The following is a 24,639-nucleotide window of genomic DNA, read 5'->3' on the forward strand; positions in this document are numbered from 1 at the left end:
TGCGGGCTTTTTTATTTACGGCGCTTCCTGCAAGGCCAGGCGAATAAACCCGTTATTCTGCACCAGCAGCTCATGGGCTTTCCAGGCATCCAGACCCGTCAGCACCATCAGTACCGCCGTTTTACACTGATGATTACAGCTTTCCAGCGCGGCCTTCGCCTGCGCCCGGGAACATCCCCCGGCTTCCATCACAATGGCAATCTGTCGCTCGGCCCATTTGGTGCTGCTTGCTTCCAGATCGACGCGCAGGTTGCTGTACACCCGTCCGGTCCGTACCGCCAGACCGGTGGTAACCATATGCATAATCATGCTTTGCGCAATGCCCGCTTTGGTGTTGGCATACCCGGCAACCACGTCAGCCCCCAGCTCGGGCGCAATGACCATGCTCGCCAGCTGCGCCGCTTCACTTTGTGCATCCTCCGTAATGAGCGCGACCGTTGAACCCAGAGACCACGCATGACGCATCGCGCCCCACACCCAGGGCGTTTTGCCGCTAACGGACAGCGCCAGCATCATGTCGTGCTCGCCAAAATCAATGGTCTGGAGATCGGCAACGCCGCGCGCGTAGCTTCCGGCGTTATCGCCTGCTGTGATCGCAATAACGGGATGTTTTCCCGGCGCGAACGCTTCTGCCGCCTGCTCCGCCATGCGTCCGGACGCGCCCGCGCCGGTCAAAATCAGACGTCCGCCGTGGCTCAGCGTCGCCGCCGCGTTATCTACCACGCGGGCCAGCATCGTCATGTGAGGGGTAAGTGCAGAAGCGATTTGCGCGTCATCCTGATGAATGACGTTAAGCATATCCAGCGTGGATAATCGGTCGATGTTCGTCGTGCTGGCCTGCCGTCTTTCCCTGGCCGTACCGGTAAGCATAATGCTCATAAACTGCCTCCTTATTATGAGTACCCACACACTATAAAGTGTTTTATATAGGTCACCTGAGAGGAGGCTCACGAAACGCCTCTCTTTACATGGCTTTATGAAATGGCCTTCATCAGCGATAATTAGCCCTTTCTTTTTCATCGCGGAGTGTTAATGAGCGATTTGCGGCCCTTCCCCCCGATGCGCAAGCGTCCCATGAAGCTGAATACGCTGGTTACGCTGATGGTGTGCGCCATTATCGGCTCTGTGCTGCTGGTGGTGTTCGCGCTGTACTCCGTGCAGATCACCCGCGCCACGCGCGATGACGTGAAGGATACCGCGCTGGGTATTGCCCGAACGCTGGCCGACAGCCCGGATATCAAGCGTGGCCTGATGGCCTCACCCCAGGCCGGCATCATCCAGCCGATTGCCCAGGCGGTAACGAAGCGCAACGACCTGCTGTTTACCGTGGTCACCGATCTGCGCGGTGTTCGTTATTCCCACCCCAATGAAGCGCTGTTAGGGTTGCATTTTATCGGCGACGATCTGACGCCTGCCCTGGAAGGGAAAGAGAATGTCTCCGTTAACCGCGGCGCACTCGCGGAAGCGCTGCGCGTCTTTACGCCCGTGTATGACGATCGGCACGACCAGATCGGCGTAGTGGTGGTAGGGATTTCGCTGAATAAGGTGGAAGATCAGATTGCCCGCGGACGGCTCAACGCCGTGTGGACTATCCTGTTCAGCGTTCTGATGAGTTCACTGGCGATATGGGGCCTGGTCAGGGTGCTGAAACGCATCCTCTTCGGGCTGGAGCCTTACGAGATCTCCGCCCTCTTTGAGCAGCGTCAGGCCATGTTACAGTCCCTGCGAGAAGGTGTGATGGCCGTGGATATGCACGGTCGCGTGACGATGATTAACCACACCGCCAGAGAGATTTTACTCCTGACCTCGGGCCAGCACTCCGAAAGCAGCAGTGAACCGCTGCTGGCCAGCCTGCGCGAAGTGTCAAAAACCGGCATTGCTCGCCAGGATCAGGAGATCGGCTGTAACGGACGGCTGCTGCTGTGCAACATGGTCCCCGTGAAAAGCCAGAATCAGGTGATCGGGGCGATCAGCACGTTCCGCGATAAAACCGAAATCAGCCAGCTAATGCAGCGTATTGACGGCATGGTCAATTACGTTGATGCCCTGCGCTCGCATACGCATGAGTTTATGAACAAACTGCACGTGATCCTCGGCCTGCTGCACATGAAGCGCTACGATAAGCTGGAGGAGTACATCATCCAGACCGCGCAGAATTATCAGACGGACATCGGAGCGATACAGCGCAAGGTTAAATCGCCGGTCATTGCGGGTTTCCTGCTGGGTAAAATTAACCGCGCCAAAGAGGCCGGAGTGACCCTGACGCTGGCGGAGGAGAGCCAGCTTCCCGATACCACCAATGAAGAGCAGGTTGCGGTGCTGATCACCGTGCTGGGCAATTTAATCGAAAATGCCCTGGATGCGATGGAAGGTCACCCGGAAGGCGAGATCGGCCTGCTGCTCCATTACCAGAACGGCTGGCTGAGCGGAGAGGTCAGCGATGACGGCCCCGGGATTGATCCCGAGCGGCTGGAGGCTATTTTTACAAAGGGCTACTCAACAAAAGGTGAAAACCGCGGCGTTGGGCTGTTCCTTGCACGTCAGCAGATCCAGAACCTGGGCGGCGATATTACCGTCGAGTCGGAGCCTGGCGTATTTACCCAATTTTTTGTTCAGATCCCCTGGGATAGCGAGAGGAATATCGCGTGATAAATGTGTTAATTGTCGATGATGACGCCATGGTAGCCGACCTCAACCGTCTGTATGTAAACCGCGTTGAGGGTTTTAGCTGCTGCGGCGTCGCGTCCACGCTCAACCAGGCCGAGGCGCTGATCGCAAACCCTGGCCAGCCGATCGATCTGGTGCTGCTGGATGTGTATATGCAGCAGGATAACGGGCTGGATCTGCTGCCCATCATCCGCGCGTCGGGCCGTCCGATCGACGTCATCATGATCTCGTCGGCGTCCGACGCCGCGACGATCCAGACGTCGATGCACTATGGCGTGGTGGATTACCTGATTAAGCCGTTCCAGTTCCCGCGTTTCGAAGAGGCGCTGAACGGCTGGAAGGCAAAGCGCAGCCTGATGGGGTCGCATCAGTATTATGAACAGGCCGACGTCGACAGGCTGATCCACGGCGGCGCGCCGGAGCTGGCCGACAGCAAAAAATTACCGAAAGGATTAACCCCGCAGACGCTGCGCACGATTTGCCAGTGGATCGACAGCCATCCGGAAATGGAATTTTCCACTGACGATCTGGCGAACGCGGTCAACATTTCCCGCGTTTCCTGCCGCAAATACCTGATCTGGCTGGCGCAAATTAATATCCTGTTTACCAGCATTCACTACGGCGCGACCGGCAGACCGGTGTATCGCTACCGTTTGCAGCCGGAACAGGTCGGGCTGCTCAAACAGTACTGCCAGTAATGCGGTAGCTGTCATCCAGAAGGGTAAAGCGGAAGTGGTGCATCGAGGAGATCACCACTTCTTTTGTTTTGGTGACAAAGATGGCTTCAATATCGGGGCGAGAGCGCAGCGCGGCACACCCCTTCTCCACGCCCATGCCGTAGATCAGCGTGGTCCAGATATCGCCGTCGATGGAGTCTTTCGACACAATCGTCACGCTGTCCAGTTCGTTATCCAGCGGGTAGCCGGTGCGCGGGTCAAGAATGTGATGATAGCGTTTGCCGTTCTGCTCAAAGTAGCGCTCATAGGTGCCTGACGTCACGACCGACCGGTTTTCTACCGTCATCGTCCCAATCAACGCGTCTCCGGCGAACGGTTTTTTCAGGCCGACGCGCCAGCCGCCCTCCGGCGAGCCTAACGTCTGGATGTTGCCGCCGAGATTAATTAACCCCAGCTCAACCCCCTCTTTGCGCAGAAGGTCCCGGACCCTGTCAGCGATATAGCCTTTGGCGATTGCGCCCAGGTCGATCTCCATTCCCGGGCGAGTGAGAAATACGCTGCTGCTGGCCTCATCCAGCACCACGTCCGCAGGATGCGTGATGTTCAGCAAGGCAGCGATCTCGTCTGCGGGCGGCACGGCGTCCCCCTTAAAGCCAATTTTCCAGCGTTTGACCAGCGGGCCGATCGCCAGATTAAACGCACTGTCTTCCATCTGGCTGGCCGCTTTCGCGCAGCGGATCAGGTCAAACACCGGGCGACTGACGGCAACCGGATGCTGACCGGCAGCATGGTTGATGTTCATCACCTGCGAATGCGCGCGGTTGACGGTAAGGAGATCTTCATACTGTTTGATCAGGCGAAACACGCGGGAGGCGAGCGCTTCGTCGTGGGAAAAGAGTTTCAGGAGGATGGGCGAGCCCATCAGAACGGCGGAGTAGCTGTAAACGCGATGGCTATCAGGCATTGCATGAGTCCTCATATGTAGCCCCGGCAGGCACCGCGCCGCCGGGGAAACAGGAGCCTTACCGTGTTTTCGAACGCATAGCCGCCTGATGTCCTGCTAGCGTACCAAAAATAATGATATCTGCCACCGCGTTACCGCCAATGCGGTTACCGCCGTGGATGCCCCCGACAACCTCACCCGCAGCAAACGCCCCTGGCAATACGTTGTGGTTGCTGTCCAGCACGCAGGTATCGGTATTGATGGTCACACCGCCCATGGTGTGGTGTACGCCCGGTGCAATCTGAATGGCGTAGAACGGCCCTTCGTTGATGGGCGCGCGCAGCGCGGTGGTGCGGCCGAAATCATCGTCGTGCTGTTTTTCCACAAAACCATTGTAGCGTTCCAGCGTTGCCAGGAACTGGTGGTGATCCATCCCGAGCGCTTCCGCCAGGGCTTTTGGCGAACTGGCGCTGGTCACGAAGCCTTTCGCGATGTACTCATCCGCCGCTTTGTTTTTAGCCCGGACATGCTCGTCAAAGACGATGTAAGCGTATTTCTCGGGCAGCGCGATGATTTGCGCCGAAACTTTATCGCGGGTCTCCATTTCGTTGAAGAAGCGGTTCCCCTGCTGGTTGACCAGAATCGCCCCGCCGCCGCGGATGGATTCGGAAATCAGGTACGACGTTTTCTGCTCCACGGTTGGGTGGATCTGAATCTCGCCCATATCCACGGTGCCCGCGCCAATACGTTCCAGCAGCGCGATACCGCCGCCGGTTGCGCCTTTGTGGTTAGTCGTCACGAACCCTTCCAGGTCCGGACGGTATTTCACCACCATCTGGCTATTGGCGCTGAAGCCGCCCGTTGCGACAATCACGCTTTTGGTTGCCACGGTGAGGGTTTCGTTCTCTTCGGTGGTCAGACGCACGCCGGTGACTTCGCCATTTTCAAAGATGATGTCGCTGACGGAGGTATCCAGCATCACTTCGATGTTGCGTTTGTTGACGTTACGCACCAGGCCGCTGATCAGATACCCGCCTACTGCGGAACCGTCTTTCGGACGGTGCGTACGGTCAATACTCATCCCGCCGGTGGTGGTGATGTCGTTCAGCATAATGCCGCGCGTGGCCAGCCACTCAATCGCCTCCGGCGCGTTCTCCACGAAGCGACGCAGCAGTTCAGGGTTGTTTTTGTTGCCGCCGCCTTTCAGGCTTTCCTGGTAGAACAGCTCTTTGCTGTCCTGGATACCTTTCACGCGCTGGAAGCGGGTCTCTGCCGCGTTCATCCCTGCCGAGGCTTTAATGGTGTTACCGCCGATGGTTGGCATTTTCTCAACGATCAGTACGCTCGCGCCTTCGTCATGCGCCTGGATCGCCGCCGCCAGCCCTGCACCGCCGCTGCCGACCACGACCACGTCGACGCTTCTGGTTTCATTCGGGTCTGCACCCTCTTCTGCCGCCAGCGCTTTGCTGGATTTCAGCATCGCTTTCGAGACTGCTTTTTTCACCGCCTCGCTCTGGCTGGTTGCGCCGGTGATGGCGTCCACGTGCGGGGTATTGGCATCCAGAATGCGGGTACGGATCTCTTCGAAGCTGGTGACAAACTCCACGTCTTCGCTCGGGCCTGAGGCCAGCTCGATATCAGCGATGCGATCGGTTTCGAGACTGACGTTGATCACCAGCTCGTTGGCATCGTCCTGCACTTTTTCAACGAAGGTGCCCGGTTTGAACTTCGATTCACCCATGCTCATGTCGCGGATCATCGCCTCTACCAGCGAGAAGCGCCACAGCGGTTCCGGGATGTTCAGCTCTTCGCGTCGGGTACTGTCCATAAACAGCTCAAGGCTTTCGCCCGCCGCGATGCGATCGGTCCAGTCCGGGTAGGCGATGGTGGCGCGGCCTACGGCAATCAGGTCGTAGCCATGATCCAGCGCTTTATTCACATCGGCAGCATTCACCACGCCGCCGACGCCCATTACCGGTATCTGTGCCAGCGTGTCAGAACGCATCGCGCAGTATTTTTCGATAAGCGGCGTCGGATCCTGCGTGTCGACGATAGATGGACGCAGGGCGGCGCCAAGGGAGAAGTGAAGATAATCCACCCCGCGTGCGGCCAGTTTTTCCAGCAGATACAGGGTGTCTTCGAAGCGGATGCCCGGGACTTCCAGCTCTTCCGGAGAGAAACGGTAGCCAATGATGAACGCGTCGTCCGCGTACTGGCGCACCATCTTGTGGGTGATGTCCAGCACCGCCAGCGGGAATTTCGCGCGGTTATCGCGGCTGCCGCCCCACTCGTCGTCGCGCTGGTTGGAATTCGGGGAGTAGAACTGCTGGATCAGATAGGTATTCGCCCCGTGAATTTCGACGCCGTCAAAGCCAGCCTGAATCGCGCGGCGTACGGCGTCGCCAAACTTGCCGATCATGCCTTCCACTTCTTCTGAGGTCAGGGCAACCGGCGTCGCGGCACCGTCACGCGGCGCGGCAACCGCGCTTGGGCCAACCGGCGTGCGACCCCCAATCAGTTTTGGGTCGACCATACGGCCGCCGTGGTAGATTTGCAGAAGGGCTTTAGAGCCTTTGGATTTGATAGCGTCAGCGATTTTCGCCAGCCCGGCGATTTTCTCGTCGTTATCAATCCCAATTGCACCCGGGAACGCCAGGCCGAGATCGTCAACAAAACAGCACTCAACGATAATGGTGCCGATGCTGCCAGCGCGGGCGCGATAGTACTCCACCAGCTCGCTGGTCACGGTGCCATCGTAATAACCGGTACAGGTTGTCATTGGGGCCATTAACAAACGGTTTTTGAGTTCAGTACCATTCGGTAATGTGAAGGGGCTTAAAATTCGTTCGTTAGTGCTCATAATAGAAACTCCAAACTTTAAAATTAAGAATTCGGTATCGGGATCGTTTTATTTCGTATTTTTTGCCGATGTCATGGAAGTAATATAATGCTTTTTTTAGTTTCCAAAGCTATTACGTTAGTTAATAAACTATTTAATCCCTTCGGTAACATTAATAACACATTGGTGTTAGCAGGAATGTTTCACCCATTCACATTAATTTAAAAAAAGTTAAATCAGCAAAGGTCAAACCAATACACCTACATCAATAGAAATCCATATAAATCAAACAATAACATAAATACCAATTTTAAAATGTTATAAATTTGATACATAAAATGCGTAAAGCCAGCGAATAACCATACTACTCCGAGTGGTTATTATAAAAAGTATAAAAATACGCTCATAATTCTATTTTTTTGATCGCGATCAATAGTAATGGCATCCAAAGGCGCAATATAAAAACATCATCATTTTTATTTAGCGCAAACAAAAATGCGTTAAATCGCTATTACTGAAAACACAAAAACGCACCTTAAATAACTAAAAAAAGCAAAACGAATAAAGCAATCGAATGTGTGTTTTCGCTGTACGACGAATTTTTGACAACTTAAGACGTGAAACTATGAAAACAAAAACTGCTGTAACGCCTCCTGCGGCGAATCTGGCATCAAATGGAACAGCAAAACGCCTGCTGATGATGGCCCTGCCCATCATCGTTGCCGTCCTGCTGCTGTTTGTCCCCGTTCCTGAAGGTCTGCCGCCTTATGCGTGGCACTACTTCGCCATCTTTGTTGGCGTCATCGTCGGGTTGATTTTCGAACCTCTGCCGGGCGCCGTAATCGGCCTCACCGGCGTGGTGGCGATTGCGCTGTGCAGCCAGTGGGTGCTCTTTAGCCCCGAACAGCTGGCTGACCCGAAATTCAAGCTGGCGGGCGCTTCCTTTAAATGGGCGGTGAGCGGCTTTGGTAACTCCACCGTGTGGCTGATCTTCGGTGCCTTTATGTTTGCCGCGGGCTACGACAAAACCCGCTTCGGCCGCCGCCTGGCGCTGATTCTGGTGAAATATCTGGGCCGTCGCAGCCTGACGCTCGGTTACGCGATTACCTTCGCGGACCTGCTGCTGGCACCGTTTACCCCGTCCAATACCGCGCGCAGCGGTGGGACCATCTACCCGATTATCGCCAACCTGCCGCCGCTGTACGGTTCAAAACCGAACGACCCAAGCGCGCGTAAAATCGGTTCGTATCTGATGTGGGTGGCAATTACCGCGGCCTGTATCACCAGCTCCATGTTCCTTTCCGCCCTTGCGCCAAACCTGCTGGCGCTGGCGCTGGTAAAAAGCACCGTTGGGATTGATATCTCCTGGGGCACCTGGTTCCTCGCCTTCCTGCCGCTGGGCATCCTGCTGATCCTGACCATGCCGCTGCTGGCCTACTGGTTCTACCCGCCGGAAGTGAAGGTGAACAACGAAGTGCCGCTGTGGGCGACCCGTGAGCTGGAAAAACTGGGCAAACTGTCGCGCAATGAGATCCTGCTGCTGGTGTTCGTGTGCTGCGCGCTGCTGATGTGGATCTTCGCCGCCGCATGGATTGAGCCCGCGATGGCTGCCCTGCTCATTGTCGGCCTGATGCTGTGGACCGGCGTACTGGAGTGGAACGACATCACCGGCAACAAAGCCGCCTGGAACACCTTCGTGTGGTTCGCCACCCTGGTGGCGCTGGCGGATGGCCTCTCCTCCACCGGCTTTATCAGCTGGCTGGGTAAAGAAGGCGGCCTGCTGATGAGCGGTATCTCTCCGGGCGTGGCGACCATCGTCCTGCTGCTGGCGTTCTACCTGCTGCACTACCTGTTTGCCAGCACCACCGCGCACACCACGGCGCTGCTGCCGGCGATGCTGACCATCGCCTCCACCATTCCGGGCATGAATATGGAAGTGTTCGTCCTGCTGATGGTGACCTCGCTGGGCGTGATGGGGATCATCACCCCGTACGGTACTGGTCCAAGCCCGATTTACTACGGTAGCGGTTACCTGCCAACCAAAGACTACTGGCGCCTCGGCACCATCTTCGGCGCCATCTTCCTGGCGGCCCTGCTGCTGATTGGCTACCCGTGGATGTCCATGATGTTCTGATTCCTGACCGCCGGACTTCTCCTCCGGCGGTTTTATTTTTGTGGAGCAATACGCTATGTCAAACAAACCGTTTTTCTACCAGAACCCCTTCCCGCTCGCGCATGACGACACCGAATACTATCTGCTGACCAAAGAGCACGTCTCCGTTGCCGAGTTTGACGGTCAGGAAGTGCTGAAGGTGGAGCCCGAAGCGCTGACCCTGCTGGCACAGCAGGCCTTCCACGACGCCGCGTTTATGCTGCGCACCTCTCACCAGAAGCAGGTTGCGGCTATTCTGAGCGACCCGGAGGCCAGCGAGAACGACCGATACGTGGCCCTGCAATTCCTGCGCAACTCGGACATTGCGGCGAAAGGCGTGCTGCCAACCTGTCAGGATACCGGCACGGCAATCATTATGGGTAAGAAAGGCCAACGCGTCTGGACCGGCGGCGGTGACGAAGCGGCGCTGAGCCAGGGCGTGTATAACACCTATATTGAGGACAACCTGCGCTACTCGCAGAATGCGGCGCTGGATATGTATAAAGAGGTGAACACCGGCACCAACCTGCCCGCACAGATTGACCTCTACAGCGTCGACGGTGACGAGTATAAATTCCTGTGCATGGCGAAAGGCGGCGGCTCTGCCAACAAAACCTATCTCTACCAGGAAACCAAGGCGCTGATTACCCCGGCGAAGCTGAAAAACTATCTGGTTGAAAAGATGCGCACCCTCGGCACCGCAGCCTGCCCGCCGTACCATATTGCCTTTGTTATCGGCGGCACCTCCGCAGAAGCCACGCTGAAAACCGTCAAGCTCGCCTCTGCGCGCTACTACGATGAACTGCCAACAGAAGGCAACGCGCACGGCCAGGCGTTCCGCGACGTTCAGCTCGAACAGGAACTGCTTCAGGAAGCGCAAAACCTCGGCCTCGGCGCACAGTTCGGCGGGAAATACTTCGCCCACGATATTCGCGTGATCCGCCTGCCGCGCCACGGTGCCTCCTGTCCAATCGGCATGGGCGTCTCCTGCTCTGCTGATCGCAACATCAAAGCGAAGATTAACCGCGATGGGATCTGGATTGAGAAGCTGGAGCACAACCCGGGCCAGTATATTCCTGAATCCCTGCGCCAGCAGGGTGAAGGCGACGTGGTGAGCATTGACCTTAACAAGCCAATGAAAGAGATCCTGGCACAGCTTTCCGCGCATCCGGTCTCTACCCGCCTGTCCCTTAACGGCACCATCATCGTGGCGCGCGACATCGCCCATGCGAAGCTGAAGGAACTGCTCGATAACGGCGAAGCGCTGCCGCAGTACGTGAAAGATCACCCGATCTACTATGCCGGTCCGGCCAAAACCCCGGAAGGGTATGCGTCTGGCTCACTCGGCCCAACCACTGCGGGGCGCATGGACTCCTATGTGGACCTGCTGCAATCCCACGGGGCGAGCATGATCATGCTGGCAAAAGGTAACCGCAGCCAGCAGGTCACCGACGCCTGCCATAAGCACGGCGGCTTCTACCTCGGCAGCATCGGCGGCCCGGCAGCGGTGCTGGCGCAAAACAGCATCAAGAGCCTGGAGTGCGTGGCGTATCCGGAACTGGGAATGGAAGCGATCTGGAAAATTGAGGTGGAAAACTTCCCGGCGTTTATCCTGGTGGATGACAAAGGCAACGACTTCTTCCAGCAGATCCAGAACAAACAGTGCAAAGGGTGCTCACAGCGCTGAGCGTTTCCATAATGCCGGCAGCAGCGACAGCGTATCGTTGATAAGCCCGCGCTTGTCGCTGCCCGGCTTCCAGATGGTGACCATCGTCTGACTTATCCCCTGGCTGCCCACTTCGGTGGGCAGCCTTTTTACGTTTTTCCACCGCGCCGCGTGAAGATGGGTCGGCAAAAAGCCCCAGCCGCACCCCTGCTCCAGCAGGCCGCGCAGCATCTCCAGTTCGTTAGTGAAAAGCGTGTGCCCTGAAATTTGCAGGCGACGCGCAACCGGCTCGTCGGATGCGGCATGCATAATCACCTGCGGCACCCGGGAGAGATCGAGCAGCGACACCGGCGATGCCACCTCCGCAAAAAGCGCCATTGCGGCGTAAAAATCCATTTCGATCGCCCCTAATGCCCGCCACTCCATCTCATTGCCCACGCTGCGGTTGCGCGCCTGGCAGATGCCCAGATCGGCCTGACCGCTCGCCAGCATGGCTTCCGCCTCATCGCGTGACGCGCTGGTCAGGCTCAGGCGAATTTTTTGCGTCGCCAGCGTGGCAATCAGCGCCTGCAAAAAGGCTCTGGGGGTGAACGGATCGTAAACGAGGGCAATGTCCTGCGTAGCGCTGTCCGGCACCGTACGGGCAAACGCCTCAAACGCTTTCACCTGCCGCATCAGCAGGTGCGCCTGCCGCTGAAGCTGCTCCCCTTCCGGCGTCAGGCGCAGGCTGCGCCCCTCCCGCAGGAACAGCGCGTAGCCCAGCCCATCCTCAAGAAAATCGATCAGATCGCGAAGGGTTGTACGATCTTTGCCGAGTTTACTGGCCGCCTTCATCAGGCTGCCGTGCTCAGCGACGGCGGTGAACGCCTCAAGCTGGGCAAAAGAGTAGATCAGGTTTGCCACGTCATTCTCCACGCGATTTTTACGGGGGATTTTCCCCCATAACGCGCTTTTTATTATAGGGCGCGGGTTCTTAAACTGAAGTCCTTCCTGAGCCAAACGAGATAAATATGAAAAACAAAACCAATCGCACGCTGCTCGCGGCGCTTGTCGTCGGTAGCCTGGTCTCGCCTGCCGCGATGGCTGCCTGTGGCGGCACCGACCTCACGACCTGTCCGGCGCCTTTTGATGCCAAACTCCCGGACACCCATACGATGCTCACCTGGAGTCAGGCCGACCGCGTGGTGGGCTTTCGCAATGACTACCGCAACTACGCGGGCGATGTATTCCGCCACGGCAACGCCTCGCCGCTGCTCGCCGCAGAAAAACCGCTCACAGATGCCCGCTATCAGGTGAATGGCAAGAGCTATGATCTTCAGGATTACCTGAAGCGCCAGAACGTCAGCGGCATGCTGGTGCTGAAAAATGGCAAAGTGGCCTATAAATATCTGGGAGAAGGCAATACCGACTCAACGCTCTGGACCTCGCGCTCCGTGGGCAAATCCGTGGTTTCCGCGCTGGTGGGTGTGGCGATCAAAGAGGGTAAAATCCACTCCCTGGACGACCTTGTCACCCAATACGAACCGGATTTAAAAGGCACCGCCTGGGACGGCGTCACGCTGAAGCAGCTCATCACCCACACCTCCGGCGTGGCGTGGAATGAAGATTACACCAACCCGCAGTCAGACTTCGCCCGGCTTACCGAATGCGAAGCGAAGCCGGGCACCTACGACTGCGTGCGCACGCTGGTGAAAGGATTACGCCGCGAACATCCGGCGGGGGAAAACTGGTCCTATTCCTCGGGCGGCGCGTGGCTGTTAGGCGATGTGCTTGAGCGCGCCACCGGCATGACGCTCGCCGCGTATCTGGAGAAAAGCATCTGGCAGCCGTACGGCATGGCCAGCGACGGCGTATGGCATGCCTACAGCAAAGGCCAGCACGACGTGGGCGCGCACGGATTTAACGCAACCCTGGAAGACTGGGGACGCTTCGGGGAATTTATCCTGCATAACGGTACGCTGCCGGACGGGAAGCAGATCTTCCCTGACGGCTGGGTGAAGCAGTCCTCCGAGTGGACGCAGGCAAAAGGTTCTGTCTCCGCCGCGCATCCGAAAGGCCTTTACGGCTATCAGTGGTGGAACAACGAGGTACCGGCCAACGCCACAAACGTAGAGCCAAAGGTCGAGAATTCGCTGAAGGACTCCCTCTGGGCGCTGGGCATTTTCGGCCAGATGATTGTGGTCAATCAGAAGGAAAACCTGGTGATTGTCCAGTGGTCCACCTGGCCACAGGCGGAGCCGTCATTCAGCGCCCAGCCGCTGGAAGCGTCGCTAATGTTTAGCGCCATTGCCAACGCGCTGCGCTAAATTACCGAAGCCAGGCTTTGCCTGGCTTCACCTCTGCGCGACGTCACAAAACAGCGATTTCAGCAACTTAGCGAAAACAGGTAAATAAAAGATCACCCAAATGTTAAGTTATTGTTGCCTATGTAAATCCTGGTCAACACATTGTCATTCATGCGCGGCACGCATCAATTCATGCGCTTTTTGCGCTTATTAATTCTCACATCCTGATCCAGTTTTCAGAAACAGACGAGCATAACGTCGCTATAAAAACTGGAGATAACCATGGTTTCCTCAACCTCACCTGCAACCGTCCGGGCGAAAGCCGGCGCGATTTTCCGCGTCACGTCGGGCAACTTTCTTGAGCAATTCGACTTCTTTCTGTTCGGGTTTTACGCCACCTATATCGCCCACACGTTCTTCCCGGCCAGCAGCGAATTTGCCTCGCTGATGATGACCTTCGCCGTCTTCGGCGCGGGCTTTCTGATGCGTCCAATCGGGGCCATTGTCCTCGGAGCCTACATTGATAAAGTGGGTCGCCGTAAAGGGCTGATCGTCACCCTGTCGATTATGGCCGCCGGAACGTTCCTGATTGTGCTGATCCCTTCCTATCAGAGCATTGGCCTGTGGGCGCCGCTGCTGGTGCTGACCGGCCGCCTGTTGCAGGGTTTTTCGGCTGGCGCTGAGCTGGGCGGGGTCTCGGTTTATCTGGCGGAGATCGCCACGCCGGGCCGCAAGGGTTTTTACACCAGCTGGCAGTCGGGCAGCCAGCAGGTCGCCATTATGGTCGCGGCGGCGATGGGCTTCGCGCTGAACGTGGTGCTGGAAGAGAGCGCCATTCGCGAGTGGGGCTGGCGTATCCCGTTCCTGTTTGGCTGTCTGATTGTGCCGTTCATCTTTTTCCTGCGCCGCAAGCTGGAGGAGACCGAGGAGTTCAGCGCCCGTCGCCACCATCTGGCGATGCGTCAGGTCTTCACAACGCTGCTCGCCAACTGGCAGGTTGTCGTCGCGGGCATGCTGATGGTGGCGATGACCACCACCGCCTTTTACCTGATCACCGTTTACGCGCCGACCTTCGGTAAAAAAGTGCTGATGCTGAGCGCGTCGGACAGCCTGCTGGTCACGCTGCTTGTGGCGGTGTCCAACTTTATCTGGCTGCCGATCGGCGGTGCGCTTTCGGACCGCTTCGGGCGGAAGCCGGTGCTGATCGCCATGACGCTGCTGGCGCTGGCAACCAGCTATCCGGCGCTGACGATGCTGGCCGCCGCCCCGAGCTTCTCCATGATGCTGACCGTACTGCTGTGGCTCTCTTTCCTCTATGGCCTGTATAACGGCGCGATGATCCCGGCCCTGACGGAGATCATGCCAACAGAAGTCCGCGTGGCGGGCTTCTCGCTGGCTTACAGCCTGGCGACCGCCATCTTTGGCGGCTTCACGCCGGTGATCTCGACCGCCTTGATTGAGTACACCGGAGACAAAGCCTCTCCCGGCTACTGGATGAGCTTTGCCGCCGTTTGCGCCCTGCTGGCAACGCTCTATCTCTATCGTCGCCGTACGTTAGCCCTGCACACCGCCGTTGAGGAGTGATTGATGATGCTTAAATTCAGAACGGTGATTACCGCCCTGACCTTCGCCACCCTCAGCGCGGGCGCGCTTGCCGAAGACGTTACAGTGATGATTTCTGGTGGCTTCAGAGCGGCGCTGGAGAAGCTGGCGCCGCAGTATGAGGCGAAAAGCGGCGACAGGCTCGTTTTAATCTCCGGCCCGTCGATGGGCAAAACGCCGCAGGCTATTCCCGCCCGGCTCGCCCGGGGCGAAAAAGCGGATGTGGTGATTATGGTTGGCGATGCGCTGGAAAAGCTTGAACAGGATCGTTGGACGGCGCCGGGCTCCCGCGTGGAGCTGGCGGATTCGCCCGTCGGGATGGTCGTTAAAGCGGGCGCGCCGGTGCCGGATATCAGTACGGTGGCTGCCCTTCGACAAACGTTGCTGAAGGCCCAATCCATGGCGTATTCCGACAGCGCCAGCGGCCGGTATGTCGAGAGCGAGCTGTTCGGGAAACTGGGCATCGACGGCCAGGTTCACGGTAAAGCGCACCGGGTTGAACGCATCCCGGTGGCGTCTGAGGTGGCGAAAGGGAAATACGACCTCGGCTTTCAGCAGGTCAGCGAACTTCTGCCGGTACCGGGGGTGACGTTTGTGGGCAAGTTGCCTGACGACATGCAGTACATAACCCGCTTCGCCGGCGCCGTGACCCAGAGCGCCGACCATCCTGAACGGGGAAAAGCGCTGCTGGCCTTTCTCTCTTCCCCGGATGCAGCACCGATCGTGACGGCAACCGGCCTACAGCCCGTTAGCGCAGATCGCGATACTGCTCGGTGATCAGCGCTTCCAGTTCGGCAGCAATATAGGACTGGATCCGCCCGCGACGGCGAATCAGCCCCACGGTCCGCCTGACCTCGGGCTCGGTTAAAGGGATCGATGTCAGGAGCGAATGCTCGGCGCGGGGCATTGACATGGCGGGAACGGCGGCAATGCCGATCCCGGCTTCAACCATCCCCAGCATGGTCGTCACGTGCCGTGTTTCGCAGATGCTGGGGCGCTCGGGACGAATATGCCCGACCCGCTGGTCAAGAAGATTGCGGTTGCCGGACGTCTTATCCAGACCGATATAATCCTGCTGATAAAAAGCCTGCCACGTCAGGCTTTTTCTTTTGGCAAGCGGGCTGTCGCGCAGGCAGGCGGCGACGTAGACGTCCTCCACCAGTGGGACACATTCGATGTCGGGCTGCAAATTCTGGGCGAAGCAGATACCAAAATCCGCCTGTCCGCGGGTGACGGCCTCGATAACATTCCCGGCGCTGCTGTCGATCAGCTTTATGCGCACGCGGGGGTAGCGAGACTGAAAGCGACGGATCACGTCCGGCATAAAGTAACACGCGGCTGACGGCACGGTCGCCACGGTGATCAGCCCCGTGCGCTCCTCGCTGGCTTTATCGATATCCGAAAGCATGGACTCCACGTCGGCAAGCAGTTGCCCGCACCGGTCGGCAAAGGTCTGACCATACAGGGTCAGCGTGACGCGCCGGGTGGTTCTGTCGAAAAGCTTTGCCCCCAGCGCCGCCTCCAGCTTTTCAATTCTGCGACTCAGTGCCGACTGGGAAAGGCAGATAGACTCTGCCGCAAGGCGGAAATTGCCATATTCCAGCAGCGCGCGGAAGGCGTAGAGATCGTTGAGGTCGAAATTGACGGGCATACGGACAGGATCCTTAAGCACATAGGGTGAGAAGAGATTTATCATAGCCGCGCACGACATACTTCACAAAATGAAGGGGATACCCCTAAAGCGCTATCAACCAGACGGCACATAGTGATAGTTTATGCGGGCTGGATTCCTCTTAAACAGGCTGCCCGTCTGCAAACTGCCGAAGAGGAGTGTCATACTGCTATACAGAGTATGTTGGCATGCTAACAGCCCCTGACCTTTCCATTTTGTTCACGTGCGAGTAACGAGCAAAGCGATGATTAAGTGGCCCTGGAAAACGAACGACGCTGGTCGAAATATGGCGCTGCCCTGGGATGAGGCTCTGGCGATCCCCGTGCTGGCGAATCTCTTGCCTGAAGAGCAATCAAAGCTGATTCAGCTGGCAGAGCGTTTTTTACAGCAAAAACGTCTGGTACCGCTACAGGGCTTCGAGCTCGACCCGCTTAAAAATTCGCGCATCGCCCTGCTCTTCTGCCTGCCGGTGCTGGAGCTGGGCATCGAATGGCTGGATGGCTTCCACGAAGTGCTGATCTACCCGGCACCGTTTATCGTTGATGACGAATGGGAAGATGACATCGGCCTGGTGCACAACCAGCGTATGGTGCAGTCCGGACAAAGCTGGCAGCAAGGGCCGATCATCCTCAACTGGCTGGATATTCAGGACTCGTTCGATGCCTCGGGCTTCAACCTGATTATTCACGAAGTGGCGCATAAGCTGGATACCCGCAACGGCGATCGCGCCAGCGGCGTGCCGCTGATCCCGCTGCGTGAAGTCGCAGGTTGGGAGCACGACCTTCACGCGGCGATGGAAAACATTCAGGATGAGATAGACCTGGTGGGTGAGAGTGCGGCCAGCATTGATGCCTACGCGGCGACCGATCCCGCCGAATGCTTTGCGGTGCTGTCCGAGTATTTCTTTAGCGCACCCGAGCTTTTTGCCCCTCGCTTCCCGGCGTTGTGGCAGCGTTTTTGCCAGTTTTACCAGCAGGATCCGCTCCAGCGTCTGCGGCAAAGCGAGGACGCTGCGAGCACGTCCTCACATCCGTTCCACTAATGTTTAAGGGGTACGATCGGTTGATCGTACCCACACGCTCACCGCGAGAAACAGCACCGCCATTCCCCATGCGGCAGTAATCAAAAACTGCTCACCGTACAAGCGCGTCACCACGGGCACCAGCAGTGCGCTGGCACCGTACCCCAACGTATGGCTGGTGGCAATTACCCCTGCGCCTTTACCCGTCGTCAGCCGATCGTTAAGCAAAAGCTGGTATCCCGGCGTGGCCATGGCGGCACCCAGCGAGGTGATGACAATGCCCACGTAGAACAGGGCTACGTTTGCAAGGCACATCAGCCCAAGCCCCGCCACCATCAAAACTGCGGCAATGAGGAGTAAAACCCTCGGGCTAAAATGCTGCGGGCGCACCACCAGAAACTGTGCCGCAAGGGTCGCCAGCGCGGCCAGGCTCAGCAGCATCGCGACATGATGGCTGATTTGCACGGCATCGCCATTGAATAACGGGTAGAGATGGGGTGATAAGCCAAGCTGCATCAGGCTGACCAGCGCCGCCAGCAGCAGCGCCAGCGCCAGGAAAGGCAGCATCGAGGCCTGTAACCGCGTCGACTGATGCGCCACCGGCGGCAGCGGCGGATCCGCGGCCTCGCGCAGCACCAGCAGCAGCGCGATAAGCGGTGCCAGCGCCATCAGCCAGAGCGGTGCGACCGGACTGACGCTGAGCATCAGCGCGGCCAGCGGCGGCCCCAGCAGACGCCCGAGGCTAAGGCCAGAGCTTATCGTCGCCAGCGCCGCCATTCTTTTATCCAGCCCGGCACGTTGAATGGCCCACGTCTGGGCCGCAGGCACCAGCCCCGAGACCGTCAGGCCGTACAGCATGCGCGACAGAATCAGGCCCGCCATTCCCCAGAAGGCATTCAGCGCGCCGTGTGCCATCGCCCAGACCACCAGCGCCATCAGCACAAAACTAATCAGATAGCCGCCTAACGAGGCCAGCATAACGATCTTGCAGCCGCGCCGCTCGCTCTGGCGTCCCCACCAGGGCGATGCGGGTAAAAAGAGCATCGAGCCGAACATCAACAGCCCGGCCCAGACGGAGAGCGAAAAGCCGGTCATTGATACCAGCTGCGGCAGCATGACCAGCAAACCGTTTTGTCCGATGCCCAGTAAACCGGCGCCCAGCGCCAGGGGCCAGTTGGCCTTCGGGGCAATATCATCAGTCAGATTATTAATAGAGGCGCGCATAGAATTGTGAAGATAATGTCAATAAATGTGTGGAAATTATGAAGTTTATGAAAACAAATATTGCAAAAATAGTTGCGACTGTAAACAGAATGAATATCATAACGAGAATTATTATCAGTCATGGAATGAGGTACATCTATGCGTGCTCTGCCCCGCTCCGCCGGTACAGATGTTGCGGCCCAGTGTTTTTTGAACGCGCTGCTGCGCGAAACGAAGGACTGGCATTATCTTCCCGCAACCCGTGCGGATGAGTTATCGCAGATTCATATCCCGCTCTCCCCAACCCAGGCCATTCGGGTTCCGGTACGCTATTTCTCCCCCACGCAGCATCACCAGTATTGTTTCCCGGCCACGCTGATTCAGGCCGACAGCGACGGTGGTGACGCGGTCACATTTCATCAACTGATTGATTTCATTCTGCACAAACCGTCGGTCAACGGATCTCTGGATGCCGATACGCTGGCGCGCTTCAGGCAGCGCGTGCTGGAAAGCCATACGCATACCTGGCAGGCCATTGATTTACGCCACAACTGGGCCAACCTGCGCGATAAGCCGCTGACCTTTGCCGAAGCGGAACAGGCGCTGCTGGTCGGCCACGCGTTTCACCCTGCACCTAAGTCCCACGAGCCGTTTAACGACGCCGAGGCGCGCCGCTATCTGCCGGATTTTGCCTCCCGCTTCCCGCTGCGCTGGTTCGCGGTTGAGAGTACGCAGATTACCGGCGATAGCCTGAATGTCTCCCTGCGTGAGCGGCTGCTGCGTTTTGCGGCGCAGAGCGCCCCGGCGCTGCTTGGCCACTTCACCGACACCCGCTGGCTGCTGCCGATGCACCCGTGGCAGGCTGACTGTCTGCTGGAACAGCCCTGGTGCCAGCGTCTGGTCGAAAAAGGTGCCCTTCAGGATCTGGGCGAAGCGGGCGCGCAGTGGCTGCCCACCAGCTCCTCCCGCTCGCTGTACAGCGAAACCAACAGCGACATGATTAAATTCTCCCTGAGCGTGCGCCTGACCAACTCCGTGCGCACGCTGTCGGTGAAAGAGGTTAAGCGCGGAATGCGCCTGGCGCGACTGGCGAAAACGGAACGCTGGCAGGGGCTACAGGCGCGCTACCCGACCATGCGCGTGATGCAGGAAGACGGCTGGGCGGGCCTGTGCGATGAGCACGGCGTCGTTCAGGAAGAGAGCCTGATGGCCCTGCGCGTCAACCTGCTGTTCCCTACCCCTGAAACGCAAACCAACGTGCTGGTAAGCCTGACGCAGGCCGCACCGGACGGCGGCGACAGCCTGCTGGCGGCGGCGGTTCGCCGTCTGAGCGCGCGTCTGGATCTCCCGCTCGCCCAGGCCGCGCGCTGCTGGCTGGATGCCTACTGCGACCGCGTATTACTCCCCCTGTTCAGCGCCGAGGCGGACTACGGCCTGGTGCTGCTGGCGCACCAGCAAAATATTCTCGTTGAGATGCAGCAGGATTTTCCCGTCGGGCTGATCTACCGTGACTGCCAGGGCAGCGCATGGACCGAAGGGGCCGACGCGTGGCTGAAAGAAGCGGGCGAAACCGACGTGGAAAACCGCTTTGGCGACAGCCAGCTGCTGCGCTACTTCCCGTACTACCTGCTGCTGAACTCCACCCTTGCCGTGACCGCCGCCCTCGCCGCTGCCGGCTTCGACAGCGAAGAGAGCCTGATGTCCCGCGTGCGGGACGCGCTGGCCGACCTGCGTAAAACGGCGAAGCAGACCCGCTGCCTCGATTACGTGCTCGACAGCCCGACCTGGAACTGTAAGGGCAACTTCTTCTGCTACCTGCACGATCGCAACGAAAATACCATCGCCGATCCGGCGGTGATCTATTTCGACTTTAGCAACCCGTTTTATAAGGAGAAGGCGTGATGGCCATTGCGAATATCGTCCATTCCGGCTACGGCTTCCGCTGCACGTCCACGGAAAAAAACCTGCCGCTGACCCTGGGTCTTGACGGCAGCGCGGTCCTTGATCGTCTGGCCAGGATCCCGGACGGCTGGCTGGTGGAGGCGCTCGACCAGCTGTTTGTTGCCGCGCCCGCCCTGACGGGCATTACCCTGCCGTGGGCCGCCTGGCAGGATGAACCCCAGGCGCAGGCGCTGTTTAGCCTCGCAAACGGGGATTATCTGGCGCGTGAACGTTTCTGGCAGCTGCCGCTGTGGCTGAAAGGCGAACGTCCGCAGGCGAGCGGCGGCATGCAGTTTGACGAGAGCCGCCAGCTTTATTTCCCGCTGCGCCCTCACCGCCCGCAGGGTGAAGTTTATCGCCGTTACGATCCGCAGATTAAGCGCACCCTGAGTTTCCGCGTGGCGGACGTGGCGCTGGACGGCGAGCGTTTCACCCGCTGGATGAACACCCCGCGCGTGAACGCCTTCTGGGAGATGGCCGGTCCGCAGGCCGAACAGGAAAATTACCTGCGTCGCCAGCTCGACTCGTCGTACTGCTATCCGGTGATCGGCTGCTTTGACGATGAGCCGTTCGGCTATTTTGAACTCTACTGGGCGCCAGAAGACCGTATTGGCCGCCACTACCGCTGGCAGTCCTTTGACCGTGGGCTGCACATGCTGGTCGGGGAAGAGCACTGGCGCGGGGCGCAGTATATCCGCAGCTGGCTGCGCGGGCTGAGCCACTATCTGTATCTCGATGAACCGCGCACGACGCGTATTGTCGCCGAGCCGCGCTTCGACAACCAGCGTCTGTTCCGCCACCTGACGTCCGCCGGTTTCGACACGGTGAAGGAGTTTGACTTCCCGCACAAGCGCTCTCGTCTGATCATGAGCGAGCGTCACCGCTTCTTTCATGAGGTGGAACTGTGAACGCGCTCTGGCAGAAAGTGAACCGCGAGATGGTGGCAAAAATCCTCGCTGAACTGGAATACGAACGCACCCTGCGCGCCGAGCCGGTTTCGGCGGACGGCTGGCGCATCGCCATGGGCAACGCGTCATGGCAGTTCCGCGCCACGCGTGGGATCTGGGGCTGGCTGCATATCGATCCGGACACCCTGACCACCGCCAGCGGCGCGGCGGTCGAAGCGGAAAGCGCTTTGCTACAACTCGCCACCGTGCTGGAGATGAGCGACGCGCAAACGGCGGAGCACATGGAAGATCTCTACGCCACGCTGCGCGGCGACATGCAGCTGTTGCAGGCGCGTGAAGCGCTGGACGCCGATGCGCTGATCCAGCTCGACCCGGACGAATTACAGTGCCTGATGCGCGGTCACCCAAAGTTTATCTTCAACAAGGGACGCCGCGGCTGGGGGCTGGATGCGCTACGCCAGTACGCGCCGGAATATCGCGGTCGCTTTCGCCTGCACTGGGTAGCTGTGCAGCGCGAGCGTCTGGTCTGGAGCAGCGACGCCGATTGCGACATTAACGCCCTGCTCGCCAGCGCCATGGACGATGCCGAGCGCGCCCGGTTCGACGCCTGCTGGCAGGCGCTGGAACTGGACGACCGCTGGCTGCCCGTGCCGCTGCATCCGTGGCAGTGGCAGCAAAAAATTGCCATTCATTTCCTGGCGCAGCTCGCACGGGGCGAAATGGTCGAGCTGGGCGAGTTTGGCGATGAGTATCTGGCGCAGCAGTCCCTGCGCACGCTGACTAACGCCAGCCGTCGCGCACCGTATGACATCAAGCTGCCGCTGACCATCTACAACACCTCCTGCTACCGCGGTATTCCGGGCAAGTACATTGCCGCCGGTCCGCTGGCCTCGCGCTGGTTACAGCAGCAGTTCGCCAGCGATGCCACGCTGATTCGCTCCGGGGCGCAGGTGCTTGGCGAACCCGCCGCCGGCTATCTGTCGCATCCGGGTTATGCCGCATTGCCTGAGGCGCCGTACCGCTATCAGGAGATGCTGGGCGTGATCTGGCGCGAGAACCCATCCTGCTATTTACAGGACGGCGAACAGGCGGTGCTGATGGCGGCGCTGATGGAAACCGACAACCAGGGGCGCCCGCTGATTGACGCGTGGATCAAACGCTCGGGCTTAACCGCTGACGCATGGCTGGACAGGCTGTTTGAGGCGACGGTGATCCCCTTCTATCACCTGCTCTGCCGCTACGGCGTGGCGCTGATCGCCCACGGCCAGAACGTCACGCTGGTGATGAAAGACGACGTTCCACAGCGCATTCTGCTGAAGGATTTTCAGGGCGATATGCGCCTGGTGGACGAAGATTTCCCGCAGGCGCAGAGCCTGCCGGAACAGGTAAAAGCCGTCACCGCGCGCCTCAGTGCGGATTACATCATCCACGACCTGCAAACCGGCAACTTTGTGACGGTGCTGCGCTTTATTTCGCGCCTCACCCTGCAATGCGGCGTGAGCGAAACGCGTTTCTATCAGATCCTGGCGCAGGTGCTGCACCGCTATATGGCCGCCCATCCGGATCTTGCAGCGCGCTTCGCGAAGTTCGACCTGTTTAAGCCGCAGATTATTCGCGTGATCCTCAACCCGGTCAAACTGACCTTCTCTGAACACGACGGCGGCAGCCGCATGCTGCCGAACTACGTCTGCGATCTTGATAACCCTCTTTTTCTGGTCTCCCAGGAGTCAGCGCAATGAAAACGTATGATTTCATCGGCATCGGTATCGGTCCGTTCAACCTCAGCATCGCCGCGCTGGCAGAGGGGCTGGACGGTTTTAGCTCGCTGTTTCTTGAACGCAAGCCGCACTTCTCCTGGCACCCGGGCATGATGGTGCCGGACTGCCACATGCAGACCAGCTTCCTGAAGGATCTGGTCAGCGCCGTGGAGCCGACCAACCGCCACAGTTTCCTGAACTACCTTGTTCAGCGTAAGAAGTTCTACCGTTTTCTGACCACCGAGCAGCGCACCGTCTCTCGCGAGGAGTTTGCCGACTACCTGTGCTGGGCGGCGGATAATCTGACGAATCTGGCCTTCAGCCAGCAGGTGCAGCAGGTCAGCTTTGATGAGCAAAACGGCCTGTTTGAGGTGGTGACCCAGCGGGATCGCTTCCTTGCGCGCCACGTCTGCGTGGGGATTGGTAAGCAGATCAATCTGCCCGAGTGCGTCACCGCGCAGGATGATACCTGCTTCCACGCCAGCGAGATGATGCTGCGCACGCCGGATTTAGCGGGCAAACGCGTCACCGTTGTCGGCGGCGGCCAGAGCGGTGCGGATCTGTTTTTAAATATCTTCCGCGGGGAATGGGGCCAGCCGCTGAGTCTCAACTGGGTATCGCGCCGCAACAATTACAACGCGCTGGATGAGGCCGCGTTTGCTAACGAGTATTTCACGCCGGAGTATGTGGACAGCTTCGCCACGCTCGGTGACGACGCGCGTCGTCAGATGTTGCAGGAACAGAAGATGACCTCCGACGGGATCACCACGGAGTCGTTACTGGCCATTTACCGCGCCATGTACCACCGTTTCGAAGTGTTGCGCGAAAAACCCTGGGCGCACCTGCTGCCGTCCCGCTCGGTGACGGCGCTGACGCGCCTGGAAAACGGGCAGCGCCTGAGCATACAGCATCATCTCGACGGCGGGCGTGAACAGCTGGAGAGCGACGTGGTGATTTTCGCCACCGGCTACCGCGCCGTGCAGCCCGCGTTTCTGGCCCCGCTCTCTTCCCGACTGCGTCTGGATGAGGATGACGCCTTCTGCATCAACAATGATTTCACCCTTGAATGGGACGGCCCGCAGCGCAACCGCCTGTTTGCCGTCAACGCCGGGATGCACCGTCTCGGTATTGCCGAACCCCAGCTCAGCCTGATGGCCTGGCGCGCGGCGCGAATTCTGAATCGCGCTCACGATGACGAGCCGTTTGAACTGGCAACCACCCCCGGCGTAATCCACTGGCGGAGCACCACCAGCCCGGAGAGCAGCCAGGTTTTTAAATCATTAATGAAGACCACCGAGTACTGACA

18 protein-coding genes are annotated in these 24,639 nt (G+C 58.7%); 12 read left to right on the forward strand and 6 right to left on the reverse strand.

Annotated features, from left to right (window positions below; translation table 11 throughout):
- Window positions 1-15: 15 nt before the first annotated feature.
- Complete coding sequence (locus DBR02_RS00530) at window positions 16-879, reverse strand: N-acetylmuramic acid 6-phosphate etherase (protein WP_107533311.1); 864 nt, start codon at window positions 877-879, stop codon at window positions 16-18.
- Between the two features lie 153 nt (window positions 880-1,032).
- Between DBR02_RS00530 and DBR02_RS00535 the strand changes: the two genes are divergently transcribed.
- Both DBR02_RS00535 and dcuR read left to right on the forward strand, forming a co-directional pair.
- Complete coding sequence (locus DBR02_RS00535) at window positions 1,033-2,649, forward strand: sensor histidine kinase (RefSeq protein WP_107533312.1); 1,617 nt, start codon at window positions 1,033-1,035, stop codon at window positions 2,647-2,649.
- A complete protein-coding gene (gene dcuR, locus DBR02_RS00540) occupies window positions 2,646-3,365 on the forward strand; it encodes a two-component system response regulator DcuR (protein ID WP_006811173.1) in 720 nt (239 codons plus the stop codon). The genes DBR02_RS00535 and dcuR overlap by 4 nt, the downstream gene beginning before the upstream one ends.
- Here the strand turns inward: dcuR and DBR02_RS00545 are convergent.
- On the reverse strand, window positions 3,346-4,308 hold the full coding sequence (locus DBR02_RS00545) for an FAD:protein FMN transferase (RefSeq protein WP_107533313.1): 963 nt from the start codon (window positions 4,306-4,308) through the stop codon (window positions 3,346-3,348). The genes dcuR and DBR02_RS00545 overlap by 20 nt on opposite strands.
- Before the next feature lie 58 nt (window positions 4,309-4,366).
- Window positions 4,367-7,147 (reverse strand): flavocytochrome c, encoded by a 2,781-nt coding sequence (locus DBR02_RS00550; protein WP_107533314.1) that lies wholly within the window; start codon window positions 7,145-7,147, stop codon window positions 4,367-4,369.
- 604 nt (window positions 7,148-7,751) lie between these two features.
- On the opposite strand from DBR02_RS00550, the gene DBR02_RS00555 reads away from it, so the two are divergent.
- Both DBR02_RS00555 and fumA read left to right on the forward strand, forming a co-directional pair.
- Complete coding sequence (locus tag DBR02_RS00555) at window positions 7,752-9,260, forward strand: anion permease (protein WP_074160984.1); 1,509 nt, start codon at window positions 7,752-7,754, stop codon at window positions 9,258-9,260.
- 55 nt (window positions 9,261-9,315) lie between these two features.
- On the forward strand, window positions 9,316-10,965 hold the full coding sequence (gene fumA / locus DBR02_RS00560) for a class I fumarate hydratase FumA (protein WP_063450195.1): 1,650 nt from the start codon (window positions 9,316-9,318) through the stop codon (window positions 10,963-10,965).
- Here the strand turns inward: fumA and DBR02_RS00565 are convergent.
- Window positions 10,954-11,859, reverse strand: coding sequence for a LysR family transcriptional regulator (locus DBR02_RS00565; protein WP_107533315.1), 906 nt, complete (start codon window positions 11,857-11,859; stop codon window positions 10,954-10,956). The two genes, fumA and DBR02_RS00565, sit on opposite strands and share 12 nt — an antisense overlap.
- Before the next feature lie 95 nt (window positions 11,860-11,954).
- On the opposite strand from DBR02_RS00565, the gene DBR02_RS00570 reads away from it, so the two are divergent.
- From DBR02_RS00570 to DBR02_RS00580, 3 genes are all read left to right on the forward strand, one after another.
- Window positions 11,955-13,250 (forward strand): serine hydrolase domain-containing protein, encoded by a 1,296-nt coding sequence (locus DBR02_RS00570; protein ID WP_107533316.1) that lies wholly within the window; start codon window positions 11,955-11,957, stop codon window positions 13,248-13,250.
- 261 nt (window positions 13,251-13,511) lie between these two features.
- On the forward strand, window positions 13,512-14,813 hold the full coding sequence (locus DBR02_RS00575; RefSeq protein WP_107533317.1) for an MFS transporter: 1,302 nt from the start codon (window positions 13,512-13,514) through the stop codon (window positions 14,811-14,813).
- Between the two features lie 3 nt (window positions 14,814-14,816).
- On the forward strand, window positions 14,817-15,608 hold the full coding sequence (locus DBR02_RS00580; protein ID WP_107533318.1) for a substrate-binding domain-containing protein: 792 nt from the start codon (window positions 14,817-14,819) through the stop codon (window positions 15,606-15,608).
- On the opposite strand, the gene DBR02_RS00585 is transcribed toward DBR02_RS00580, so the two are convergent.
- Window positions 15,580-16,482, reverse strand: coding sequence for a LysR family transcriptional regulator (locus DBR02_RS00585; protein ID WP_107533319.1), 903 nt, complete (start codon window positions 16,480-16,482; stop codon window positions 15,580-15,582). The two genes, DBR02_RS00580 and DBR02_RS00585, sit on opposite strands and share 29 nt — an antisense overlap.
- Window positions 16,483-16,747: 265 nt before the next feature.
- Here DBR02_RS00585 and mtfA point away from each other — a divergent pair, with 265 nt between their 5' ends.
- Window positions 16,748-17,545: a DgsA anti-repressor MtfA gene (mtfA, locus tag DBR02_RS00590; RefSeq protein WP_003859539.1), complete on the forward strand. Its 798-nt coding sequence runs from the start codon at window positions 16,748-16,750 to the stop codon at window positions 17,543-17,545.
- Between the two features lie 3 nt (window positions 17,546-17,548).
- Here the strand turns inward: mtfA and DBR02_RS00595 are convergent, their stop codons facing one another.
- Complete coding sequence (locus DBR02_RS00595) at window positions 17,549-18,748, reverse strand: MFS transporter (RefSeq protein WP_107533320.1); 1,200 nt, start codon at window positions 18,746-18,748, stop codon at window positions 17,549-17,551.
- Window positions 18,749-18,886: 138 nt separating this feature from the next.
- Here DBR02_RS00595 and DBR02_RS00600 point away from each other — a divergent pair, with 138 nt between their 5' ends.
- From DBR02_RS00600 to DBR02_RS00615, 4 genes are read left to right on the forward strand one after another with little or no spacing between them, the layout of a single operon-like run.
- Complete coding sequence (locus DBR02_RS00600; protein ID WP_107533321.1) at window positions 18,887-20,629, forward strand: IucA/IucC family protein; 1,743 nt, start codon at window positions 18,887-18,889, stop codon at window positions 20,627-20,629.
- Window positions 20,629-21,576, forward strand: a complete 948-nt coding sequence (locus tag DBR02_RS00605; RefSeq protein WP_107533322.1) for a GNAT family N-acetyltransferase — start codon at window positions 20,629-20,631, stop codon at window positions 21,574-21,576. Before DBR02_RS00600 ends, DBR02_RS00605 begins: the two co-directional genes overlap by 1 nt.
- Window positions 21,573-23,315 carry an IucA/IucC family protein gene (gene iucC / locus DBR02_RS00610; RefSeq protein ID WP_107533323.1) on the forward strand — a complete coding sequence of 581 codons (1,743 nt, stop codon included), beginning with the start codon at window positions 21,573-21,575 and terminating at the stop codon, window positions 23,313-23,315. Before DBR02_RS00605 ends, iucC begins: the two co-directional genes overlap by 4 nt.
- Entirely contained in the window at window positions 23,312-24,637 is a 1,326-nt protein-coding gene (locus tag DBR02_RS00615; RefSeq protein ID WP_107533324.1) for a lysine N(6)-hydroxylase/L-ornithine N(5)-oxygenase family protein, read from the forward strand. The genes iucC and DBR02_RS00615 overlap by 4 nt, the downstream gene beginning before the upstream one ends.
- Window positions 24,638-24,639 lie beyond the last annotated feature (2 nt).

It is taken from the genome of Enterobacter cloacae complex sp. (genome assembly GCF_900322725.1).
GTDB classification, from domain to species: domain Bacteria; phylum Pseudomonadota; class Gammaproteobacteria; order Enterobacterales; family Enterobacteriaceae; genus Enterobacter; species Enterobacter quasihormaechei.